Annotated in this window: 19 protein-coding genes; 7 read left to right on the top strand and 12 right to left on the bottom strand. The window is 66.2% G+C overall.

What is annotated here, in order from left to right; all coding sequences use genetic code 11:
- The first annotated feature begins 74 nt into the window (after nucleotides 1-74).
- Entirely contained in the window at nucleotides 75-1214 is a 1140-nt protein-coding gene (locus tag B9Z03_RS22005; protein ID WP_085466171.1) for a DegT/DnrJ/EryC1/StrS family aminotransferase, read from the top strand.
- Between the two features lie 2 nt (nucleotides 1215-1216).
- On the opposite strand, the gene mnmA is transcribed toward B9Z03_RS22005, so the two are convergent.
- Nucleotides 1217-2410: a tRNA 2-thiouridine(34) synthase MnmA gene (mnmA, locus tag B9Z03_RS22000; protein ID WP_085466170.1), complete on the bottom strand. Its 1194-nt coding sequence runs from the start codon at nucleotides 2408-2410 to the stop codon at nucleotides 1217-1219.
- 224 nt (nucleotides 2411-2634) lie between these two features.
- Between mnmA and B9Z03_RS21995 the strand changes: the two genes are divergently transcribed.
- Nucleotides 2635-2910, top strand: a complete 276-nt coding sequence (locus B9Z03_RS21995) for a CtrA inhibitor SciP (protein ID WP_080920703.1) — start codon at nucleotides 2635-2637, stop codon at nucleotides 2908-2910.
- A gap of 9 nt (nucleotides 2911-2919) precedes the next feature.
- On the opposite strand, the gene B9Z03_RS21990 is transcribed toward B9Z03_RS21995, so the two are convergent.
- Complete coding sequence (locus tag B9Z03_RS21990; protein ID WP_085466169.1) at nucleotides 2920-3372, bottom strand: paraquat-inducible protein A; 453 nt, start codon at nucleotides 3370-3372, stop codon at nucleotides 2920-2922.
- A 79-nt stretch (nucleotides 3373-3451) separates the two neighbouring features.
- A complete protein-coding gene (locus B9Z03_RS21985; protein WP_085467809.1) occupies nucleotides 3452-3826 on the bottom strand; it encodes a flagellar export protein FliJ in 375 nt (124 codons plus the stop codon).
- 450 nt (nucleotides 3827-4276) lie between these two features.
- Here B9Z03_RS21985 and ctrA point away from each other — a divergent pair, with 450 nt between their 5' ends.
- Nucleotides 4277-4972 carry a response regulator transcription factor CtrA gene (gene ctrA / locus B9Z03_RS21980; RefSeq protein WP_085466168.1) on the top strand — a complete coding sequence of 232 codons (696 nt, stop codon included), beginning with the start codon at nucleotides 4277-4279 and terminating at the stop codon, nucleotides 4970-4972.
- A 92-nt stretch (nucleotides 4973-5064) separates the two neighbouring features.
- On the opposite strand, the gene B9Z03_RS21975 is transcribed toward ctrA, so the two are convergent.
- Both B9Z03_RS21975 and chpT read right to left on the bottom strand, forming a co-directional pair.
- Nucleotides 5065-5433, bottom strand: coding sequence for a response regulator (locus tag B9Z03_RS21975; protein WP_085466167.1), 369 nt, complete (start codon nucleotides 5431-5433; stop codon nucleotides 5065-5067).
- 145 nt (nucleotides 5434-5578) lie between these two features.
- Nucleotides 5579-6208, bottom strand: a complete 630-nt coding sequence (gene chpT / locus B9Z03_RS21970) for a histidine phosphotransferase ChpT (RefSeq protein ID WP_085466166.1) — start codon at nucleotides 6206-6208, stop codon at nucleotides 5579-5581.
- Between the two features lie 293 nt (nucleotides 6209-6501).
- Between chpT and B9Z03_RS21965 the strand changes: the two genes are divergently transcribed.
- Nucleotides 6502-7080, top strand: coding sequence for a DUF1134 domain-containing protein (locus tag B9Z03_RS21965; RefSeq protein ID WP_085466165.1), 579 nt, complete (start codon nucleotides 6502-6504; stop codon nucleotides 7078-7080).
- A gap of 161 nt (nucleotides 7081-7241) precedes the next feature.
- Entirely contained in the window at nucleotides 7242-8519 is a 1278-nt protein-coding gene (locus B9Z03_RS21960; RefSeq protein WP_085466164.1) for a coiled-coil domain-containing protein, read from the top strand.
- Here the strand turns inward: B9Z03_RS21960 and B9Z03_RS21955 are convergent.
- The 5 genes from B9Z03_RS21955 to B9Z03_RS21935 all read right to left on the bottom strand — a co-directional run bounded on the left by B9Z03_RS21955 (nucleotide 8484) and on the right by B9Z03_RS21935 (nucleotide 13393).
- On the bottom strand, nucleotides 8484-9284 hold the full coding sequence (locus B9Z03_RS21955; protein ID WP_085466163.1) for a TrmH family RNA methyltransferase: 801 nt from the start codon (nucleotides 9282-9284) through the stop codon (nucleotides 8484-8486). The two genes, B9Z03_RS21960 and B9Z03_RS21955, sit on opposite strands and share 36 nt — an antisense overlap.
- Before the next feature lie 6 nt (nucleotides 9285-9290).
- The gene (locus tag B9Z03_RS21950; protein ID WP_085466162.1) at nucleotides 9291-11480 is read right to left on the bottom strand and encodes a heavy metal translocating P-type ATPase; all 2190 of its coding nucleotides are present in this window, start codon (nucleotides 11478-11480) and stop codon (nucleotides 9291-9293) included.
- A gap of 22 nt (nucleotides 11481-11502) precedes the next feature.
- On the bottom strand, nucleotides 11503-11712 hold the full coding sequence (locus B9Z03_RS21945; protein WP_085466161.1) for a heavy-metal-associated domain-containing protein: 210 nt from the start codon (nucleotides 11710-11712) through the stop codon (nucleotides 11503-11505).
- A 49-nt stretch (nucleotides 11713-11761) separates the two neighbouring features.
- Complete coding sequence (locus B9Z03_RS21940; RefSeq protein WP_085466160.1) at nucleotides 11762-12562, bottom strand: HugZ family pyridoxamine 5'-phosphate oxidase; 801 nt, start codon at nucleotides 12560-12562, stop codon at nucleotides 11762-11764.
- A 69-nt stretch (nucleotides 12563-12631) separates the two neighbouring features.
- Entirely contained in the window at nucleotides 12632-13393 is a 762-nt protein-coding gene (locus B9Z03_RS21935; protein ID WP_085466159.1) for a 3-hydroxyacyl-CoA dehydrogenase, read from the bottom strand.
- Nucleotides 13394-13556: 163 nt separating this feature from the next.
- Between B9Z03_RS21935 and B9Z03_RS21930 the strand changes: the two genes are divergently transcribed.
- Nucleotides 13557-15179, top strand: coding sequence for an FAD-binding oxidoreductase (locus B9Z03_RS21930; protein ID WP_085466158.1), 1623 nt, complete (start codon nucleotides 13557-13559; stop codon nucleotides 15177-15179).
- 29 nt (nucleotides 15180-15208) lie between these two features.
- Nucleotides 15209-16000 carry a GNAT family N-acetyltransferase gene (locus B9Z03_RS21925; RefSeq protein ID WP_085466157.1) on the top strand — a complete coding sequence of 264 codons (792 nt, stop codon included), beginning with the start codon at nucleotides 15209-15211 and terminating at the stop codon, nucleotides 15998-16000.
- A gap of 7 nt (nucleotides 16001-16007) precedes the next feature.
- Here B9Z03_RS21925 and B9Z03_RS21920 read toward each other — a convergent pair whose 3' ends face one another.
- Both B9Z03_RS21920 and B9Z03_RS21915 read right to left on the bottom strand, forming a co-directional pair.
- Nucleotides 16008-16451, bottom strand: coding sequence for a hypothetical protein (locus B9Z03_RS21920; protein ID WP_085466156.1), 444 nt, complete (start codon nucleotides 16449-16451; stop codon nucleotides 16008-16010).
- Between the two features lie 122 nt (nucleotides 16452-16573).
- Nucleotides 16574-18334: a DEAD/DEAH box helicase gene (locus tag B9Z03_RS21915; RefSeq protein ID WP_085466155.1), complete on the bottom strand. Its 1761-nt coding sequence runs from the start codon at nucleotides 18332-18334 to the stop codon at nucleotides 16574-16576.
- Between the last annotated feature and the right edge of the window lie 24 nt (nucleotides 18335-18358).

Here is an 18358-nt window from a genome sequence, read left to right as displayed (position 1 = left end):
GCGGATCCAACTATGACGGCATCTTCGCCGGCGGCCTTCGGCCGCCCCGCTACACGACCCGACAAAGGCGACCCATGCAGTTCATCGATCTCGCGGCCCAGCGCGCACGCATCAACGACCGTCTCAAGGCCGCGATCGACAAGGTGGTGAACGAAGGCAAATACATCTTCGGGCCGGAGGTTGCCGCTTTCGAGAAACAGCTCGCCGACTATGTCGGGGTGAAGAACGTCATCGCCTGCGCCAACGGCACGGATGCGCTGCTCCTGCCGCTCTATGCCAGCGGAATCGGCCCTGGCGACGCCGTCTTCGTGCCGAGCTTCACCTTCGCGGCGACGGCCGAGGTGGTGGCGCTGGCCAAGGCCGAACCGGTTTTCGTCGATATCGATCCCGACACTTACAACATGGACGTCGAAAGCCTCGAGGCGGCGATCGCCATGGTCAAAGCGGAGGGGCGCTTGAAGCCGCGTGCGATCATCCCGGTCGACCTGTTCGGGCTTGCCGCTGACTACGATGCAATCGGCGCGATCGCCGCGCGCGAGGGCCTGATGGTCATCGAGGACGCCGCGCAGGCCATCGGCGGCGTGCGCAAGGGCGTGAAGTGCGGCGCCTTCGGCGACGTGGCCTCCACCAGCTTCTATCCGGCCAAGCCGCTGGGCTGCTACGGCGACGGCGGCGCGATGTTCACCAATGACGACGCGCTGGCCGAACGGCTGCGCTCCTTCGCTTTTCACGGCAAGGGCGAGACGCAGTACGACAACGTGCATGTCGGCCTCAATTCCCGCCTCGACACGATCCAGGCCGCGATTCTGATTGAGAAGCTCGCCATTCTGGAAGAAGAGATGGTCGCGCGCGAGGCCGTCGCGAAGCGCTATGCCGAGCGGCTTTCAGGCATCGTCAAGCCGGCGCGCATGCCGGCGGACAATCGCTCGGCCTGGGCGCAGTATGCGATCGAGACCCCGGTGCGCGACGGGCTGAAGGCGCATCTGCAGTCGCAGGGCATTCCGTCGGTCATCTACTACGTCAAGCCGCTGCACCTGCAGGTGGCGTATGAGAAGTTCCCGCGCACGCCTGGCGGGCTGCCGGTGTCGGAGGCGCTGCCGCAGCGCATCTTGTGCCTGCCGATGCACCCCTATCTCTCGGAAGCCGACCAGGACCGCATCTGCGAGGAGATCGCCGGCTTTGTCGGGCATAACGCTGCGATCGCGGCGGAGTAGCCTCAGGCGGGCAGGCGCGAGCCTTCCACGTCCATCCTGCGCAGCATGGCCTCGGCCTCGGGCGCGCGCTGCGAGCGGGCAATGAAGCCGCCGCCGAACACGCGGGCGCCGTCTCCCTTGCCGTCGTAGAGCACGCAGGCTTGGCCCGCGGCCACGCCCTGCTCGCCAGCCGAAAGCTCTACCTCCGCCCGTCCCTCCGACCAGCGCAGAATCGCGGGCGCGGGGCGTCGCGTCGAGCGCACCCTGGCGAAGAGTTCCATACCCTCGGCGGGCAGGTCCTCAAGCGGCGCGTCGCCCAGCCAGTTCATGTCGCGCAGGATCACCTTGCGCGTCTCCAGCGCCTCGCGCGGGCCGACAACGACACGCGCATGCGCCGCGTCGATATGCACGACATAGAGCGGGTCGCCGGTCGCCACGCCGATGCCGCGCCGCTGGCCGATCGTATAGTGCAGTATGCCTTCGTGGCGGCCGAGCACGCGCCCGTCGAGATGGACGATCTCGCCCGGTGAAGCCGCCTCAGGCCTGAGCTTGGCGATGATGTCGGAATACTTGCCCTGCGGCACGAAGCAGATGTCCTGGCTGTCCTGCTTCTGGGCCACCGACAGGCCCATCTCGGCGGCGAGCTCGCGCACCTGCGGCTTCGACAGGTCGCCGAGGGGAAAGCGCAGGAAATCGATCTGCTCCTGCGTCGTGGCGAAAAGGAAATAGCTCTGGTCGCGGTCGGCGTCGACCGGCCGGTAGAGCGCGCGGTGAGCACCGTTCGCCCGCGAGCGGATGTAGTGGCCGGTAGCGAGCGCATCCGCGCCGAGGTCGCGCGCCGTCGCCAAGAGATCTGCGAACTTGACCGTCTGGTTGCAGGCGACGCAGGGGATCGGCGTCTCGCCGGCGGCGTAGCTCGCCGTGAACGGGTCGATCACCGCCTCGCGGAAGCGCTGCTCGTAGTTCAGCACGTAATGCGGAATGCCGAGCGTCTCGGAGACGCGGCGCGCATCATCGATGTCGCGCCCGGCGCAGCACGAGCCGGGCCGGTGGGTCGCCGCGCCATGGTCGTAGAGCTGCAGCGTGACGCCGACGACGTCGTAGCCTTGGTGCTTGAGCAGTCCTGCGACGACGGAGGAATCCACGCCGCCCGACATCGCGACGACGACGCGCGTGTCTTCGGGACGTCCGGGAAGGTCGAGGCTGTTCTGTGTCATCGCTGCATGGCCATGGAGACGCCGGTTTGGCGCTCGCGACAATATAGGTCAAGCCCCCGCAATGTGCCACGCGACTGTCGCCCCAAGGCGTCGCTAAATTCGAAAATTCAATAAAAACAGTATGTTGGAAGCGATCGAATTCGATCTTTCCGCTTAGGCAAATTTTAAACCTGTGGCGGTATTGTGTTCGGGATCGAGTGTAAGTGCGTTGTTTAGAGAGTATGATGACCGATCTGATCAGACCGCGCGTCAAGTATGTCATCGGGCCGGACGGCAGTCCCCTCACCATTGCCGACCTGCCTCCGTCGAACACGCGTCGCTGGGTCATCCGCCGCAAGGCCGAAGTCGTGGCCGCCGTTCGCGGCGGTCTCCTCAGCCTCGAAGAGGCGTGCCAGCGTTACAAACTCACCACCGAGGAATTCCTGTCCTGGCAGGCCTCGATCGACGAATACGGCCTCGCGGGGCTGCGCACCACCCGCATCCAGCAATACAGGCACTGATCTTCAGGCTCACTTCGCCGCGGCTCGGGACTTCACCAGCGCCGCGGCCAGGACTGTCAGCACTACTGATCCGGCGAAGAACCACAGGCCAGGCTGCGTGATCGCGGTCGCGAGTCCGCTCGTCTTTGCCGCGAAGATCACCAGCGCCACCAGCACGACATCCAGCATCGACCAGTTCGACAGGCTGCGGAACCATCCGGGCAGGCGATGACCGTCGTCCGCCGCCGAGAACGCTGCCGTGTGCAGCAGATAGAGTTTCATAGCCGGGAAAACGATCGAGAAGACGAGGATCAGGCCGGCAATCGCCCATTCGCCCGCGTTCCAGAGGCTCGCAACCATGGCGACGAGGGACGGTTCGTCGGAGAGGATCAGGAAGCGGTCGACCCGGATCAGCGGCAGGGTGATGCCCAGCGCGAAGGAAAAGGTTGCGCCGCACAGGACGGCCGGGAGCAGGAACCGCATCCGGTCCCTATAGCGGAACGAAGCCCCGGGCGTAAGGTTCGCGCAAGCGGCTCGCGCGATAGATCAACCCAAGGGCAATTCAGCCGACGGCGCGGCGCGCATCGGCCTCGAGTTCGCGCTGGCGCGTATCGCGGTTCTCCAGCATCTCGGCCTTGGCGAGTTCGGCCTCGGCCTCGGCAAGGGCGGCTTCGGCACCGGCCTTCTGCTGCAGGAGATCGTGCTGCGACGTCTTGAGATTGTCGCGGCGCAGGCGCGCCGCCTTCGCGAAGGTGGGGTAAGCGAAGTGATTGACGTCGGTGATGCCAGCCTTGCGCTCTTCGGAGGCGATTTGTGCCTCGAGCTCGTTTGCCATCCGCTCGAAGTCGGCCACCATCATCTCGATCTGAAGAAGCTGGCGGCGTTTCTCGCTGGCCTGGAATTTCTTCAGTCGGACGAGATTCTCGCGTGACTTAATCATGGTGAACTCCAGAAACACATACTCAACTCAACCACTTGCCCAAAACCGCCCTGACGGGCGCCCCGGGCGCTTCATCCGACAGGTTGAACCATCGTGCCAAACAAAATCTTAAGGCAGGACGATCCTGGTAACCTTTCGTTTACGCGCATTGTTAATCATACGGTCCATGGCTTAAGGGCCGGTAAAAATCGATCGGTGGGGACCGATATTCGCAACAGCGAATCCGAAACACCAGGTTCGGTCGATTTCCTAATGTGTCGGTTTAACAAGTTCGGTTGGTGATTCACGATTGGATTCAAAAGCGTGCTGCGAAGAGTTCCCAAAGCCTGATTGCACTTGCATAATGGAATCAGATTTTGTTAACCATTCAATGGCAGCCTCTGAATCAGGCAATCACTGTCCTGGGCCGGTTGGTGCTCCGGCACGGCGGCGGAGAAGGGGAATGAAATGCGCGTCCTGCTGATTGAAGATGACAGTGCAACGGCCCAGAGCATCGAGCTGATGCTCAAGTCGGAGAGCTTCAATGTCTACACGACGGATCTTGGCGAAGAGGGCGTCGATCTCGGCAAACTCTACGACTACGATATTATCCTCCTGGACCTGAATCTCCCGGATATGTCGGGCTACGAGGTGCTCCGGACGCTGCGCCTCTCCAAGGTGAAGACCCCGATCCTGATCCTGTCCGGCATGGCCGGCATCGAGGACAAGGTGCGCGGGCTCGGCTTCGGCGCCGACGACTACATGACCAAACCCTTCCACAAGGACGAGCTCGTGGCGCGCATCCATGCCATCGTCCGCCGCTCGAAGGGACATGCACAGTCGGTCATTGCCACCGGCGACCTGATCGTCAATCTCGACGCCAAGACCGTCGAAGTGGGTGGCCAGCGCGTTCACCTGACGGGCAAGGAATACCAGATGCTGGAGCTTCTCTCGCTCCGCAAGGGCACCACGCTCACCAAGGAAATGTTCCTCAATCATCTCTATGGCGGGATGGATGAGCCCGAACTCAAGATCATCGACGTGTTCATCTGCAAGCTTCGCAAGAAGCTCGACGCGGCTTCGGGCGGACAGAACTTCATCGAGACTGTCTGGGGCCGCGGCTATGTTCTGCGCGAGCCTGAAGAACTGCGCGCTACCGCATAAACCGGCGAACAGCCAATAAGAGAATAGGGGAGACAATTCCCCATGTGCCGGTTGCGGTTGACGCGGCCGGCCGCTTGTTTTCGCTTATTCGCTCACGCCGCCTGCTGGACCTGGCGGAAACGTTCGAGGAGCTGCGAGCGGTTGAACGGCTTCATCAGATAGCCGGCGGCTCCGGCCCTCTTTGCGCGCATGATCGCGCCGAGGTCGAACTGCGGGATGCAGATCATGATGCGCGGCCGCACGGCCGACGGGATCGCCATGGCCGAGCGGATGAACTCCACCGTCGGCATGTCCGGCAGGCCGCCGTCGACGACGATGATGTCGGGCATCTGTGCCGCGCACATGTCGAGGCCCTGGGCGCCGGTGCCCGCCTCTACGACGACCATTTCCGGTCCCGTCAGAATGCGCTTGGCGACCTTGCGGATCACACTGGAGTCGTCGACGATCATGCAGCGCTTCATCGGTCTGTCCTTGGCTTGGCGTCCCCGGGACGGCGCCGTTCCGGGATGATCCACAGGCATGTTAGACGACCGACGGTAAAAAACCGTCAAATACGATGCTTAAAAATATACTCGTCTGGCGAAGAAATACTCTCCGTGCCGGGCCTCAGCGGGCGGTGAAGACGATTTCTTCTGCGCCGGCGCGGATCGAAATCTCCATTCCGGCCTCGCGGGCGAGCAGCAGTGTGTAGTACGGCTGCACCGAATGCGCGTCGATCGGCTCGGACGGCTTGGCGCCCGAATGCAGTTCGAGAAACTTCGGCGGCACCCGCACCATCGGCCCCGCCGCCGTGATGGTGAATACGGGCGCGGTGTCGAGGTCGTCCAGGTTGACGCGGATCTTGCCGCCGCGCGGAATTGCACCGATCGAGACCAGGATCAGGTTGAGGATCAGCTTGACCTTGTTCTTCGGCAGCAGCGCCCGCTTGCCGACCCATTCGAGATCGGGCTTCTCGTTCTTGACGTAGGCGAGGGCGACAGCCTCAGCATCGCCGGTGTCGATCTGCATGCCGGCCGAACCGGCGGCGCCGAAGGCGATGCGGGCGAACTGCAGACGCGCCGAGGCGTTGCGGGCGCTCGTGCGGATGAGGCTCATCGCATCCTCGTCCGCTCCCCCTTCGTCCAGCAGTTCAAGGCCGTTGTTGATCGCGCCGACCGGCGAGATGATGTCGTGGCACACCCGGCTGCACAGAAGTGCGGCGAGTTCCGGAGCCGAAAGGGTGAAAAGGTCCGCCATTCTCGAAAAATCCCCTGATGCGCCAACGTGCGAAACGAGCGGTGTCCACGCCCGCCACGGACCGCGAATCAACAATGAAACCCGCATGTTCCGGATATACGGCGACCCGAAACTCGGCAACAAACGGCTGCGTGCGCCGCCGTCGAGGTCATGAAAGAAACATCATCATTTGACGGATTAATGGTTGAAAAAGAATTAGCGCCTAGGGTTGCCGGATCGTTGCCATGCGGCCGGAAGAGCCGCGGCGGCCAGGCGTCGGAACAGGGTGCTCCCAGGAAGGGAGAATGGTTGTAATGCTTGTTAAGATCCTCGCGCGCGGCATGCGCGCCCTGTCCATCGTCGCTGCGTTCGCGGTGCTTGCCGTGGCCTTTGCCGCGAGTGCGCGCGCCAATGAATACACGGCCCAGGAGATCGTCGATTCCGGACACAAGTTCTTCGGCGCGACGTCGGGCGGCCTCGCCACCGTCGTCGAAAAGATCTTCGCCTCCTACGGGCTGCCGAACGGCTATGTGCTCGGCGAGGAAGGGTCTGGCGCACTGGTCGGCGGCCTGACCTATGGTGAAGGCACGCTCTATACAAAAAACGCTGGCGACCACCGCGTATTCTGGCAGGGGCCGTCGGTGGGCTGGGACTTCGGCGGGCAGGGCTCGCGCACGATGATCCTCGTCTACAATCTCGACTCGATCGATGCGGTCTACGGCCGCTTCGGCGGCGTGGCGGGTTCGGCCTACATGGTCGCCGGCCTCGGCTTCAACGTGATGAAAAACGGCCGCGTGCTGCTCGTGCCTGTGCGCACTGGCGTCGGCGCCCGGCTCGGCGTCAATGTCGGCTATCTCAAGGTCACCGATCGGCCGACCTGGAATCCCTTCTGATCCGCCGCATTAGGGTTAAGCGAAAGTAAATCTCATCGGGGCTGGATTCGTCCGGTCCCGATGTGGCACATCTACGCTGCCGGTCCGAAGGGAGCGGAGAGGCGCGTCGTCCTGAAGGTCGGGCGCCTGGGGACACGGCCGAACCGCCCGGAACGAACCTTTTGATCCAGTCCATCCTGTTCTTTTCGCTGGGCTTTCTGACGGCGGGATTTCTCGCCCTGATGGTCGCGCCGGCGATCTGGCGGCGGGCCGTCAGCCTCACCCGCAGGCGGCTCGAGGCATCGCTGCCGCTGACCGTCAACGAGATCCAGGCCGACAAGGACCGCATGCGCGCGGAGTTTGCGATGTCGACGCGCCGGCTCGAGATGAGCATCAAGAACTTCCGCGACAAGGCTTCGGCGCAGATCATCGAGATCAACCGCAACCGCGACGAGCTGAGGCGGCTCGCCGAGGAGCGCACGGATCGCGACCGGACGATCACCGAGCTCGATGCGCGGGCAGGGGAACTTCGCGCGGAACTGCGCAACCGCGAGGAACAGCTCCAACGCCTGACTGCACGGCTTGCAGAGGCCGAGGATATGCTGGAGGACCGGGCGCGAGAGATCGACAGGCTCGGGCAGCTCTATGACGAGGCGACGCTGACGGCCAGCAACCGCCAGGTCGAACTGGTCGCCCGAGAGACCGAATTCGACCGGCTGGCCGGCAATGTCGGCCTGCTGCAGAGCGAGCGCAAGGATGCCGAGAAGCGGCTGCGCGAGATCGCCGCCGAGAGCAAGGCGGCGCAGGAAGCCTTGAAGGACGAGCGCAAGCGCTCGGCCGAGCTCGACCGCAAGCTGGAGCGGCTGATGTCCACCGTGTCCGACCGCGAGGAGAAGCTCGCCCGCCGCGAGAAGGAGCTGGCGCGCCTGCGCGACGAGATCAAGACCGCCTCGCAGGGGGGCAGCGACCTGGATTCGAAGCTGACCCAGGCGCAGGCCGACCGCGTGAAGCTGGAGGCGGAAGTCGCCGAACTGCAACTCCAGCTCTCGACGCTCCTGTCCGGTGCCACGGGCAGCGACATCGACAAGGCGATCGGTAGCCTGCAGCGGGAGCGCGACCGCCAGGCCGACAGGCTTGGCGTGCTGACGCGCGAGAACAAGAGGCTGCGCTCCGAAGTCGAGGCGTTCGAACGGTCGAAGGTGCAGGACTGGGACGACGAAAAGCGCGACAGTGCGCTGCTGCGCGAGCAGATCAACGACCTCGCGGCCGAGGTGGTGCACCTGACCGCGATGCTCGACGGCCCCGGCTCCCCGATCGCACGGATTCTCGACACGGCCGACGCGGGACAGGATGGCGGCGCATCGCGGATCGTCAGCCTGGCGGATCGCGTCAAGGCATTGCAGAAGGCGGCTTCCGCCGCCGGTTCAGCCGCGCCAGAGACGGTGCAGGGCAACCGCTGACGCGGCGGCCACGTTCAGGCTGTCGAAGTCTTCCGCAATCGGGATGCGCACCGTTGTCAGGCGCGACATCAGGTCGGCGGGCAGGCCGTGGCCCTCGCTGCCGAGCAGCAGCGCCGTGCGTGCCGACGCGGGCGCCTCGCCGATCTCCATCTCACCGCGCGGCGACAGCGCCAGGATCTGGAAGCCCGCCGCGCTCAACCCGCCGATCATGTCGTCCAGGCTCGTGGCCGTCGCGAACGGCGTCTTGAGGATCGCGCCCACCGAGACGCGGATCGCCTTGCGATAGAACGGATCGCACGAGGTCGGGTCCAGCACCACCGCATCCGCGCCGAAGGCTGCGGCGTTGCGGAAGATCGCCCCCATATTGTCGTGGTTCGAGATGCCGGCGAGCGCCACCACCAGCGCATTTTCCGGTAGGCTCGACAGGAGGTCGGCAACCGGCTGCTGTGCCGGACGCCGGCCGATTGCCAGGATGCCGCGATGGATGTGGAAACCGGCGATGCCGTCCATAGTCGCTGCGTCGGCGACGTAGACCGGAACATGATCCGGGATCATCGGCAGCAATTCGTCCAGCCCGCCCACCCTGTTCTCCAGCAGGAGAACCGCTTCCGTTTCGTAGCGTGCGGCCGAGAGCAGCACGTTCAGCACGACGCGCCCTTCCGCCACGAAGCGGCCCTCGCGGCCGACGAGGTCGCGCTCGCGGATGTCGCGGAAGGCAGCGATGCGCGGGTCGTCCGGGTCGGAAATGCGGATCAGGCGTTGCACTGCGGTTCAGTCGAGGTGGCGAGGCTTCCAGCGCGCGAGGAGCGCGGAGTTCGTTACCACGGAGACCGAGGAGAACGCCATCGCCGCGCCCGCGAGGATCGGCGACAGCATGCCGAGCGCCGCCAGAGGTATGCCGATCACGTTATAGAGGAAGGCCCAGGCGAGGTTGTGCATGATCGTGCGGCGCGTGCGCCGCGCGATGTCGAGCGAGGCCGGCACCAGCCTGAGGTCGGGCCGCATCAACGTGATGGCGGCCGCCTCGCGCGCGACGTCGGTGCCGGATGACATCGCGATGCCGAGCCCGGCGGCCGCCAAGGCTGGCGCGTCATTCAGGCCGTCGCCGACGAAGGCGATCGACTTTGGGTCCTCGGTCAGGCCGCGCAGCGCCTCGGTCTTGTCCTCCGGCAGCAGCGAGGCGCGGAAATCGGTGAGCCCTATGTCGGCGGCGATGGCGCGCGCGGCCTCCTCGTTGTCGCCGGTGAGCATCACGGTGCGGACATCCTCCTCGGCCAGCGCGCGCAGCGCTATCGCTGCCTCCGGGCGCGGCCGGTCCGCGAACAGGACGCCGCCCGTGAGTTCGCCGTCCACCGCAACGAAGGACAGCGTACCCGTCTTCGCGAACCGCGCCTTGAGCGCATCGATTCGATCCTGCGCGATGCCGAGCTCGGTCATCATCCTTGCATTGCCGACGGCGATCGACGCGCCGGCAACCGTGCCGCTCATGCCCTTGCCGCGCGTGGCGGATACCCCGGTGGCGGTGAGCGGTTCACCGGCTTCCGACGCCGCCCGCGTCATGAGTGCGCGGGCGAGGGGGTGCTCGCTGCGGGTCTCGATGGCCGCCGCCTTGCGCAGCAGGTTGGCGGTGTCGTCGTCGGTGGCGATTACCTCGACCACTTCGGGGTGGCCGAGCGTCAGCGTGCCGGTCTTGTCGAAGGCGACGACTTTAATCGACTCGGCCTTCTCCAGCGTGCCGATGTCGCGGATCAGGATGCCGGCCTTTGCCGCCGCACCCGTTCCGGCGACGAGCGCCGTCGGCGTGGCGAGGCCAAGCGCGCAGGGGCAGGCGATGACGAGCACGGCGATCGCCGCGTCGAAGCCGGCGGCCATGTCGCCGGCGATCCACCAGCCGAGGAAGGTCAATATGGCGACCGCGATGATGACGGGAACAAACACCGCCGAGATGCGGTCGACCAGACGCTGCACGGGCGCTTCAGAGAGCTGCGCGTCCTCGACCAGCTGTGCCATGCGCGCCAGCCGCGTGTCGGCGCCGACCGCCGAGACACGAACTTCCAGCACGCCGTCGCCATTGACGGTGCCGGTGACGACGGCGGCGCCCTCGCTCTTCTCGACCGGAAGGCTCTCCCCGGTGACCAGCGACTCGTCGAGGCTGGAGGCGCCGGCCACGATCAGCCCGTCGGCCGGCACGCGGGTGCCCGGCCGCACGATCACCACGTCGCCGGGGGACAGGCTCGCCGTTGCGACGATCTCCGTCCCCGAGGCGGTCTTGCGCTCCGCCTGCTGCGGCTGCAGCTTGCCCAAGGCGGCAAGGGCGGCCGACGCGCCCTGCTTGGCGCGGGCTTCCAGATATTTGCCGAGCATGATCAGCGTCAGCACCACCGCCGCCGCCTCGAAGTAGAGGTGGCCGTGGGCGTTGCCGGACCAGACCATCCAGAGCGAATAGAAATAGGCGGCCGAAGTGCCGAGCGAGACGAGCACCGCCATGTTCGCGCCGCCGCCGCGCAGCGCCGACCAGGCCTCGCGATAAAACCGGGTGCCCGAGATCAGCATCACGCCGGTGGCGAGGGCCGCCTGCGTCCACGGGCCGAGCCAGGCATGGCCGGTTCCCAGCATCATCGGCAGCATGCCGATCACGAGCGGGATGGAGAGCAGGGCGGAGACCGCGAAGCGGATCAGCGTCAGTCGCTCGTCCGCCCGGTGCGCCGCCTCGCGCGCCTCGTCGGCCTTGCGCTGCGCGGCCCGGTCGTCCGGGCGCAGCGTCGCGCCGTAGCCGGCGCGCTCGACCGCCGCGATCAGCTTCGCCGCGTCGATCTCGCCGTCGATCTCGAGGCTGGCGCGTTCGAGCGGCAGGTTGACGTCGGCGCGGCTGACGCCGTCGACGCGCGAAAGCACCTTCTCGACCCGGGCCGCGCAAGCGGCGCAGGTCATGCCCGTGATGTCGAGCGCTACCTTGGTCATGGCATTTCTCTCAGGCGCCGGTTCAGCCTGCCAGCCGGGCGTCGTAGCCGGCGTCCTCGACGGCCGCGACGAAGCGCGCCGGATCGGCGCCGTTCTCCGTCTCCACCACCGCTTCGCCCTTGGCGAGATCGACCTTGGCCGCCGTCAGGCCGCCAACGCTGCCCAAAGCCTTCTCGACCGAACGGACGCAGCCGCCGCAGGTCATGCCTTCGATCTTCAACGTGAATTGCATGGTCTTTTCTCCTGTTGGTCAGGAGATAGGGCTTCCAGTAGATGGAAGGTCAAGAGTGCGAATGCGCGTGCTGCGTTTTTGCCGCTTTTTCGCCCAGAGCCATGCGGGCCTCCTTAGCCATCTCCACCAGCTTCATGTGGGCGTCGCGGGGCACCGACAAGGGTTGCGGGAAGAAAATCCTCAAAACCTTGTCGCCCAGCGTGAGGTCGAAGCCGTCCGGATCGTATCCGGTCATGCGCCAGTCGCCGTTCTCCTCGCGGGCATAGTGCATCGCATAGTTGGCGATGGCGTCCGCATGGTCCTCGTTCATGTGGTTGACGGCCGACTGCTCCGACTTCGAGAAATCCTCGATCGGGCCGGAGGATAGAAGGTCGTCGCGCGTCAGGAGATAGGCCTTGCCGAAGCCGCCGTTGAGGCTCGCCTTATCGATCTCGAGCCGGAAGAAGGCGAAGTCGCCAAGGCCGACATAGAGCTTCGCCTTCGGGTTCTTGTTGAGATAGCGCCGCTCGGCCTGCGCCCATTCCGGCGTGTCGCGCTCGAAGCGGCGGGCACGGCAGGAGATGGAGATGCGCGGATGCGCCAGCGGATCGCCCTTGCCGGTCTCGCCGAGCAGGAGCGAGCAGCGCGGGTCCGCCACGATCGCGGCGGTGTGGGCCGACAGGCCCGAGACGAGGATCAGCGGGCTGCCGTCCGTGTCCGTCGCCACGCCGACGCGGCTCGCCAGCGGCGCGCCGTCCTTAGGGTCGATGGCGGCAAGAGCGCCGTAACGCGAAGCGCGCAGCAGGGTCTTGGCGAGGCGGATGGCGTCGGCGTCCGTTTCCCGGATCACGTCCTTCGGCTTGTCGTCCATGTCGCCTCGCAAGAAATCCTGACTGATGCGCTCCTCTTATTTCAGAACCAGGCCGGCCTGCAAGACATGCTATTTCGGTGCCATGCGGATCGCGCCGTCGAGGCGGATCACCTCGCCGTTGAGCATCTGGTTCTCGACGATGTGGACCGCGAGCGCGCCGTATTCCGCCGGTTCGCCGAGGCGGGGCGGGAAGGGCACCTGCTTGCCGAGCGAATCCTGCGCGTCCTGCGGCAGGCCGGCGAGCATCGGCGTCTTGAAGATGCCCGGAGCGATCGTCATCACGCGGATGCCGGCGCGGGAAAGGTCACGCGCCACCGGCAGCGTCATGCCGACCACGCCGCCCTTGGACGACGAATAGGCCGCCTGGCCGATCTGGCCGTCATAGGCGGCGACCGAGGCGGTGTTGATGATCACCCCGCGCTCGCCGCCGTCCAGCGGGTCGAGCGTCTCGGCGCCGACCGCGAGCAGGCGGATCATGTTGAAGGTGCCGATCAGGTTGACCTCGATCACCTTGCGGTAGAGGTCGAGCGAGTGGGCGCCGTCCTTCGAAGTGGTCTTGGCGGCGATGCCGATGCCGGCGCAGTTGACGAGGATGCGCGGCGCCCCGAGCTTCTCCTTCACTTCGGCGAAGGCCTTCTCGCCCCCTTCGGCGCTGGAGACGTCGCATTTCACCGCGATGCCGCCGATCTCTTTCGCGACCTTCTCGGCGCGCTCCATGCCGACGTCGAAGATCGCGATCTTCGCGCCCTTGGCGGCAAGCGCGCGCGCCGTCGCCTCGCCGAGACCGGAGCCGCCGCCGGTAACGATCGCGACCTGTCCTGATGGGTTCATTCCGTATTCTCCTCCGTGAACTCTAGGCCCCATGCCTATTCCATCAGGCTCGCCTCGCGCAACATGCCGCGAACGGATCGGCGGTTGCGGCGGCTTTGCGTGCCGCCATTTCCCGGTTACATCGCGCTGCGACATCGGCTCGACCGATCTGCGGGGAGAATTCATGGCGGAACAAGCGAGACGTTTCCGGTTGTCCAGGCGCGCGCTTCTCGGTCTTGCGATCGTCGGCGGCGGCGCCGTGTGGGCGGGCGCGACGGCGGCGCGGCTGATGCGGGCGCCGTCCGGTGCGAAGGATGCGGGGCGCATCGCCGATCTCGACGGCGTGCCGCTGCCGCAGGAGCCGGACTTCGACAATCCCTACTACGACGCATCGCTGCCTTGGGCCTCCGAGGGCGGTACGATCAACGACGTCAGCGCCCTGTCGCGCACGCCTGTCTACGGTGTGGTGAAGGTCGCCGAGGAGAAGCATGTCGCCGATGCGTTGGCCTTCGCCCGCGGCAACAATCTCTCCGTCTCGCTTGCCGCCGTGCGCCATTCGATGGGCGGACAGGCGTTCGACGACCATGCGATCGTGCTCGACATGATGGGGTTGAACTCGATCGAGGTCGACGAGGCCGCGATGACCGTAACGGTCGGCCCGGGCGCCACATGGCACGATATCCAGAACGTGCTGCATCCGCGCTTCGCGGTGAAGGCGATGCAGTCGACCGATATCTTCTCGGTCGGCGGCTCGATCTCAGTGAACGCGCACGGCATGGACCACCAGGCCGGCTCGATCGTCGGCTCGGTGAAGGCGTTGGAGGTGATGCTGGCGGACGGGAACAAGACGACCTGCTCGCGCGACCAGAACGCCGACCTGTTCCGCCATGTCGTCGGCGGCTACGGCCTGTTCGGCGTCGTGCTGAAGGCGGTGCTGGAGATCGTGCCGAACGCGGTCTACCAGACCTCGCGTGCGGTGATCCGCTCAGAGGATTTTCCGAAACTGTTCGAGACCGAGATGGTCGGCGATCCTGGCCTCGGCCTGTTCTACGGGCACCTGTCGACGGCGCGGTCGAACTTCCTCGAGGACATGATCGTCTATCGCTACGACAAGGTGGCTGATACAGCGCCCCCCGACATGGGACCGCTCGGCGAGCCGGGCATGGTCGGTGTCAAGCGGCTGATCATGAACCTCGCCAAGCGCGGCGAAGTCTTCCAGTCGTTCAAGTGGTATATGGAAAAGGAACTCGAGCCCGAGTTCGAGAGCTGCACCGTGCCGCGCACGGCGGCGATGGCGGAGGGCGAGGCGTGCCTGGTCTCGCGCAACAACCCGATGCACGATTCCGTGCCCTATCTCTTCAACGACCTGCCGGAAGAGACCGACATCCTGCACGAATATTTCTTCCCGCGTAGCGAGTACAACGCCTTCATCGCCGGCGCCCGCGAGATCCTGCGCAAGAGCGAGCTGCCGCTGCTCAACGCCTCGATCCGCGTCGTGCATGCCGAGGACACGGCGCTGACCTATGCGAAGGAGGACGCCTTTTCGCTCGTGCTCTACGTCAACCAGAGGACGGACGAGGACGGCAATGCGAAGATGCGGGCGCTGACCCGCGAGCTGGTCGACCTGACGCTCAAGCACCGTGGCCGCTTCTTCCTGCCCTACCAACTGCACTACACCCGCGCGCAGGTGATGGCGGCCTATCCGGAACTGCCTGCCTTCCTGGCGAAGAAGCGGCAATACGACCCGCGGGAGCTGTTCACGTCTACCTTTTATCGGGGATTGAAGGCCGCCGCCGGTATGGCATAGTCGTCGCCTCAACCCAGCGAGGTGCCCGGATGTCGGGCTTTTTCGGAACGGATGCGCAGATCGCGCTCCAGCGCCTGACGCTGGAGAAGCGCGCGGTGATCGACGAGACGCCCGGCCTTTACAATGCGGGCCGTTTCTATGGCACGGACGACCCCGACCGCATCGGATGGGCCGGCATCGACGCGATCCTGGGCGAGCAGGGGATGCTCGGGCTCAGGATGGTCTCGCCGGCGCAGCGCAGCGCCTATGCGAGCGGGCTCGCCGAGCGAGGATATCGCTTCGACACCTGGGACACGATGATCGCGGATGCGGCGACGATACGCCCGAGGATCGCGGCGATCCTGGCGGACGGGCTGCCGGCCGGCCTCGTGCTGGGGCCGGCGCTCACGGAGCCCGAAGGTCCTACAACCCGGCGTGTCCAGCAGTTCGTTTCGGACGCCGGGATCGTTCCCTTTCCGGGGGCACTGCTGGTCGAGGGGCCGGGGCAGGCGAGCGTCATCATCGCGGACCGTGACGGCTCCCCGGTCGCCTTCGCTCATGGCTGCTTCCCGCATAATCGCTTCAGCCCGCACCACCGGAGCGCGTGGGTCGGGCTGGTCTCGGTCGATCCGAAGGCGCGGGGGCTCGGACTCGGCAAGATCGTCAATGCGCTGGCGATCCGCCGGATGGTGGAGGAGTTCGGTGCCGAGCGGGTCTATGAACTCGTCTCGGCGACCAACGAGGCGTCGCGGCGGATGGTCGAGGCCTGCGGGCCGATGGTCGATCCGAGCCTGCTCTGCGGATCGGTCGTGCCGGACGGCGCCGGGCGCTTCACGCGCTGATGCGTGGTCAGAACCAGTCCGGCGTCACGGACGCCTTGAGCCAGGACATCGTGTCGAGCGCGTGCTGCGAGGCGCTGGACCAGGTGCTGCCGACCGTGTCGCGCACGGAGACGTAGCCGTTGAGCGTCCTGAACACGGTGGTGATGCGGCCGAGGCTGTCGGTCGAGACGTCGCCTTGCCGGCCCTCGGCCACGATCGAACCTGCCGCGAGCTGGACCTGCTCGGTGGGCGAGGGTTGGGCGGAGGCCATCACAGGCGTCTCGGACGTGTCGCGGCAAACCGCGACCACCAACGGATAATTGTCCTGCTGGCGCACGACGCGCTTCTGGATGTCGGCCTCGCAATCCGCGACGCTCGTCCACTGCTGGTCCGTGGTGCGGATGTATTCGCACATCTTGGCGTCGCAATCGCAGCCGATCAGCGCCATTGCGACCAGACCTTCCTTGATCATGGCCTCGGTCCCTTCTCTCTCAAGGAAGGGATGACCAAGGATGGCGGCGGGATTTCGATGCAATCGCGGCGAGTTCGCGGCGGCGCGTAAAGCAATGTTGCTGTGGCCCGAAGGCAACGTCGCTATTCGGCCTTGAGCTTCTTGCGCGCCTTCTTGAGCTTGCGCTTCTCGGCGCGGGCGGCTCCCGGGGCGGAGGCCGGAGGCTTCTTGTCGAAGTGCTTCTTCGGGCGCGGCTTGTCGCGGAAGGAGGGGCGCTGCTCGCGCGGCGGGGCAGGGGGCGCGTCGTCCGACAGCGGCGAGATCGTCACGCCCTTCTCGACGGCGCCCGGCCGGGCGATCGCCGCGGCATAGGCCTCCGCCTTGTCGGGCGCGACCTCGAAGCGGGTCTCGTCCTCGAGGATGCGGATCGAGCCGATGGCGGCCTTGGTGACGTTGCCGGCCTTGCAGATCAGAGGCAGCAGCCAGCGCGGCTCGGCGCGTTTCTTTCGGCCGACCGAGACAACGAACCATGTGCCGCTCTCGAAGCGCGTCTGCGGCCGTTCGCCGGTTTTCGGATCGTAGGGGGCGGGTGCGCCGTCGGACAGTTCCTCCGGCGAGGGGTATTGCGCGACCAGCTGCTTCACGAGTGATGCCGCGATCCTCTCCGCGCCGTAGCGCGCAACGAGATCGGCGCCGAGCGCGAGTTCTTCCGGCGTCGCCTCGTCACCGAGCGCGGGGTTGTCGAGAACCCGCTGGCGGATCAAGACGTCGATGTCGGCGGCGCCCGGCGCCTGCATCGGCTCGGCCTTGAGGCCCGCCGTCCTGAGCAGCCGGTTCGCGCTGCCGCGGCGGTGATGCGGCACGATCAGCGCGCACACGCCTTTCCGCCCGGCGCGGCCGGTGCGGCCGGAGCGGTGCAGCAGGGTTTCGGGATTGGACGGCAGGTCGGCGTGGATGACGAGGTCGAGGTTCGGCAGGTCGATGCCGCGGGCGGCGACGTCGGTGGCGACGCAGACGCGCGCCCGGCCGTCGCGCATCCATTGCAGCGCGTTGGAGCGCTCGGCCTGCGACAGCTCGCCCGAAAGCGAGACGACGCGGAAGCCGCGATTGCCGAGACGGGCGGCAAGCCGTTTCACCGCCTCGCGGGTCGAGCAGAACACCAGTGCATTGGCGGCGTCGAAATGGAGCAGCGTGTTGACCACGGCCGCGTCGCGCTCCGAGGGGGCGACCAGGATGGTGCGGTATTCGATGTCCTCGTGCTGGTCGCCTTCCGAAGCGATTTCGAGTCGTTCGGCGCGTTTCTGGAATTTTCGCGCGAGCGCCTCGATGGGGGCCGGGACGGTGGCGGAGAACAGCAATGTGCGGCGATCGTCCGGCGATTCCGACAGAATGAATTCGAGGTCTTCCTTGAACCCGAGGTCGAGCATCTCGTCGGCCTCGTCCAGCACAACGGCGCGCAGCGACGACAGGTCGAGCGCGCCGCGGGTGATGTGGTCGCGCAGGCGGCCGGGCGTGCCGACGACGATGTGCGCGCCCTGTTCCAGCGCCCGGCGCTCGGTGCGCATGTCCATGCCGCCGACACAGGAGGCGATCCTGGCGCCGGCCTCGGCGTAGAGCCATTCGAGCTCGCGGCGCACCTGCATGGCGAGCTCGCGCGTCGGCGCGATGACGAGGCCGAGGGGCGTGCCGGCGTCGCCGAAGCGCTCCGCCTCGCCGAGCAGTTCCGCCGCCATGGCGATGCCGAAGGCGACGGTCTTGCCGGATCCGGTCTGGGCGGACACCAGCAGGTCGCGGCCTCTGGCGCGGAGCTCAAGCATCGCGGCCTGGACCGGGGTGAGGGTGTCGTAGCCGCGCGCCGAAAGGGCGGCGCCCAGCGCCGGAGCGATGTCGAGGGAGGCAGTCATGTCGAGGCTTTCGATTGGCGCCTC

The sequence above is a fragment of the Mesorhizobium australicum genome (assembly GCF_900177325.1).
Classification (GTDB): Bacteria; Pseudomonadota; Alphaproteobacteria; order Rhizobiales; family Rhizobiaceae; genus Mesorhizobium_A; species Mesorhizobium_A australicum_A.
The sequence above is the reverse complement of the archived record's forward strand: the minus strand, read 5'-3'. Positions and strand labels throughout refer to the sequence as shown.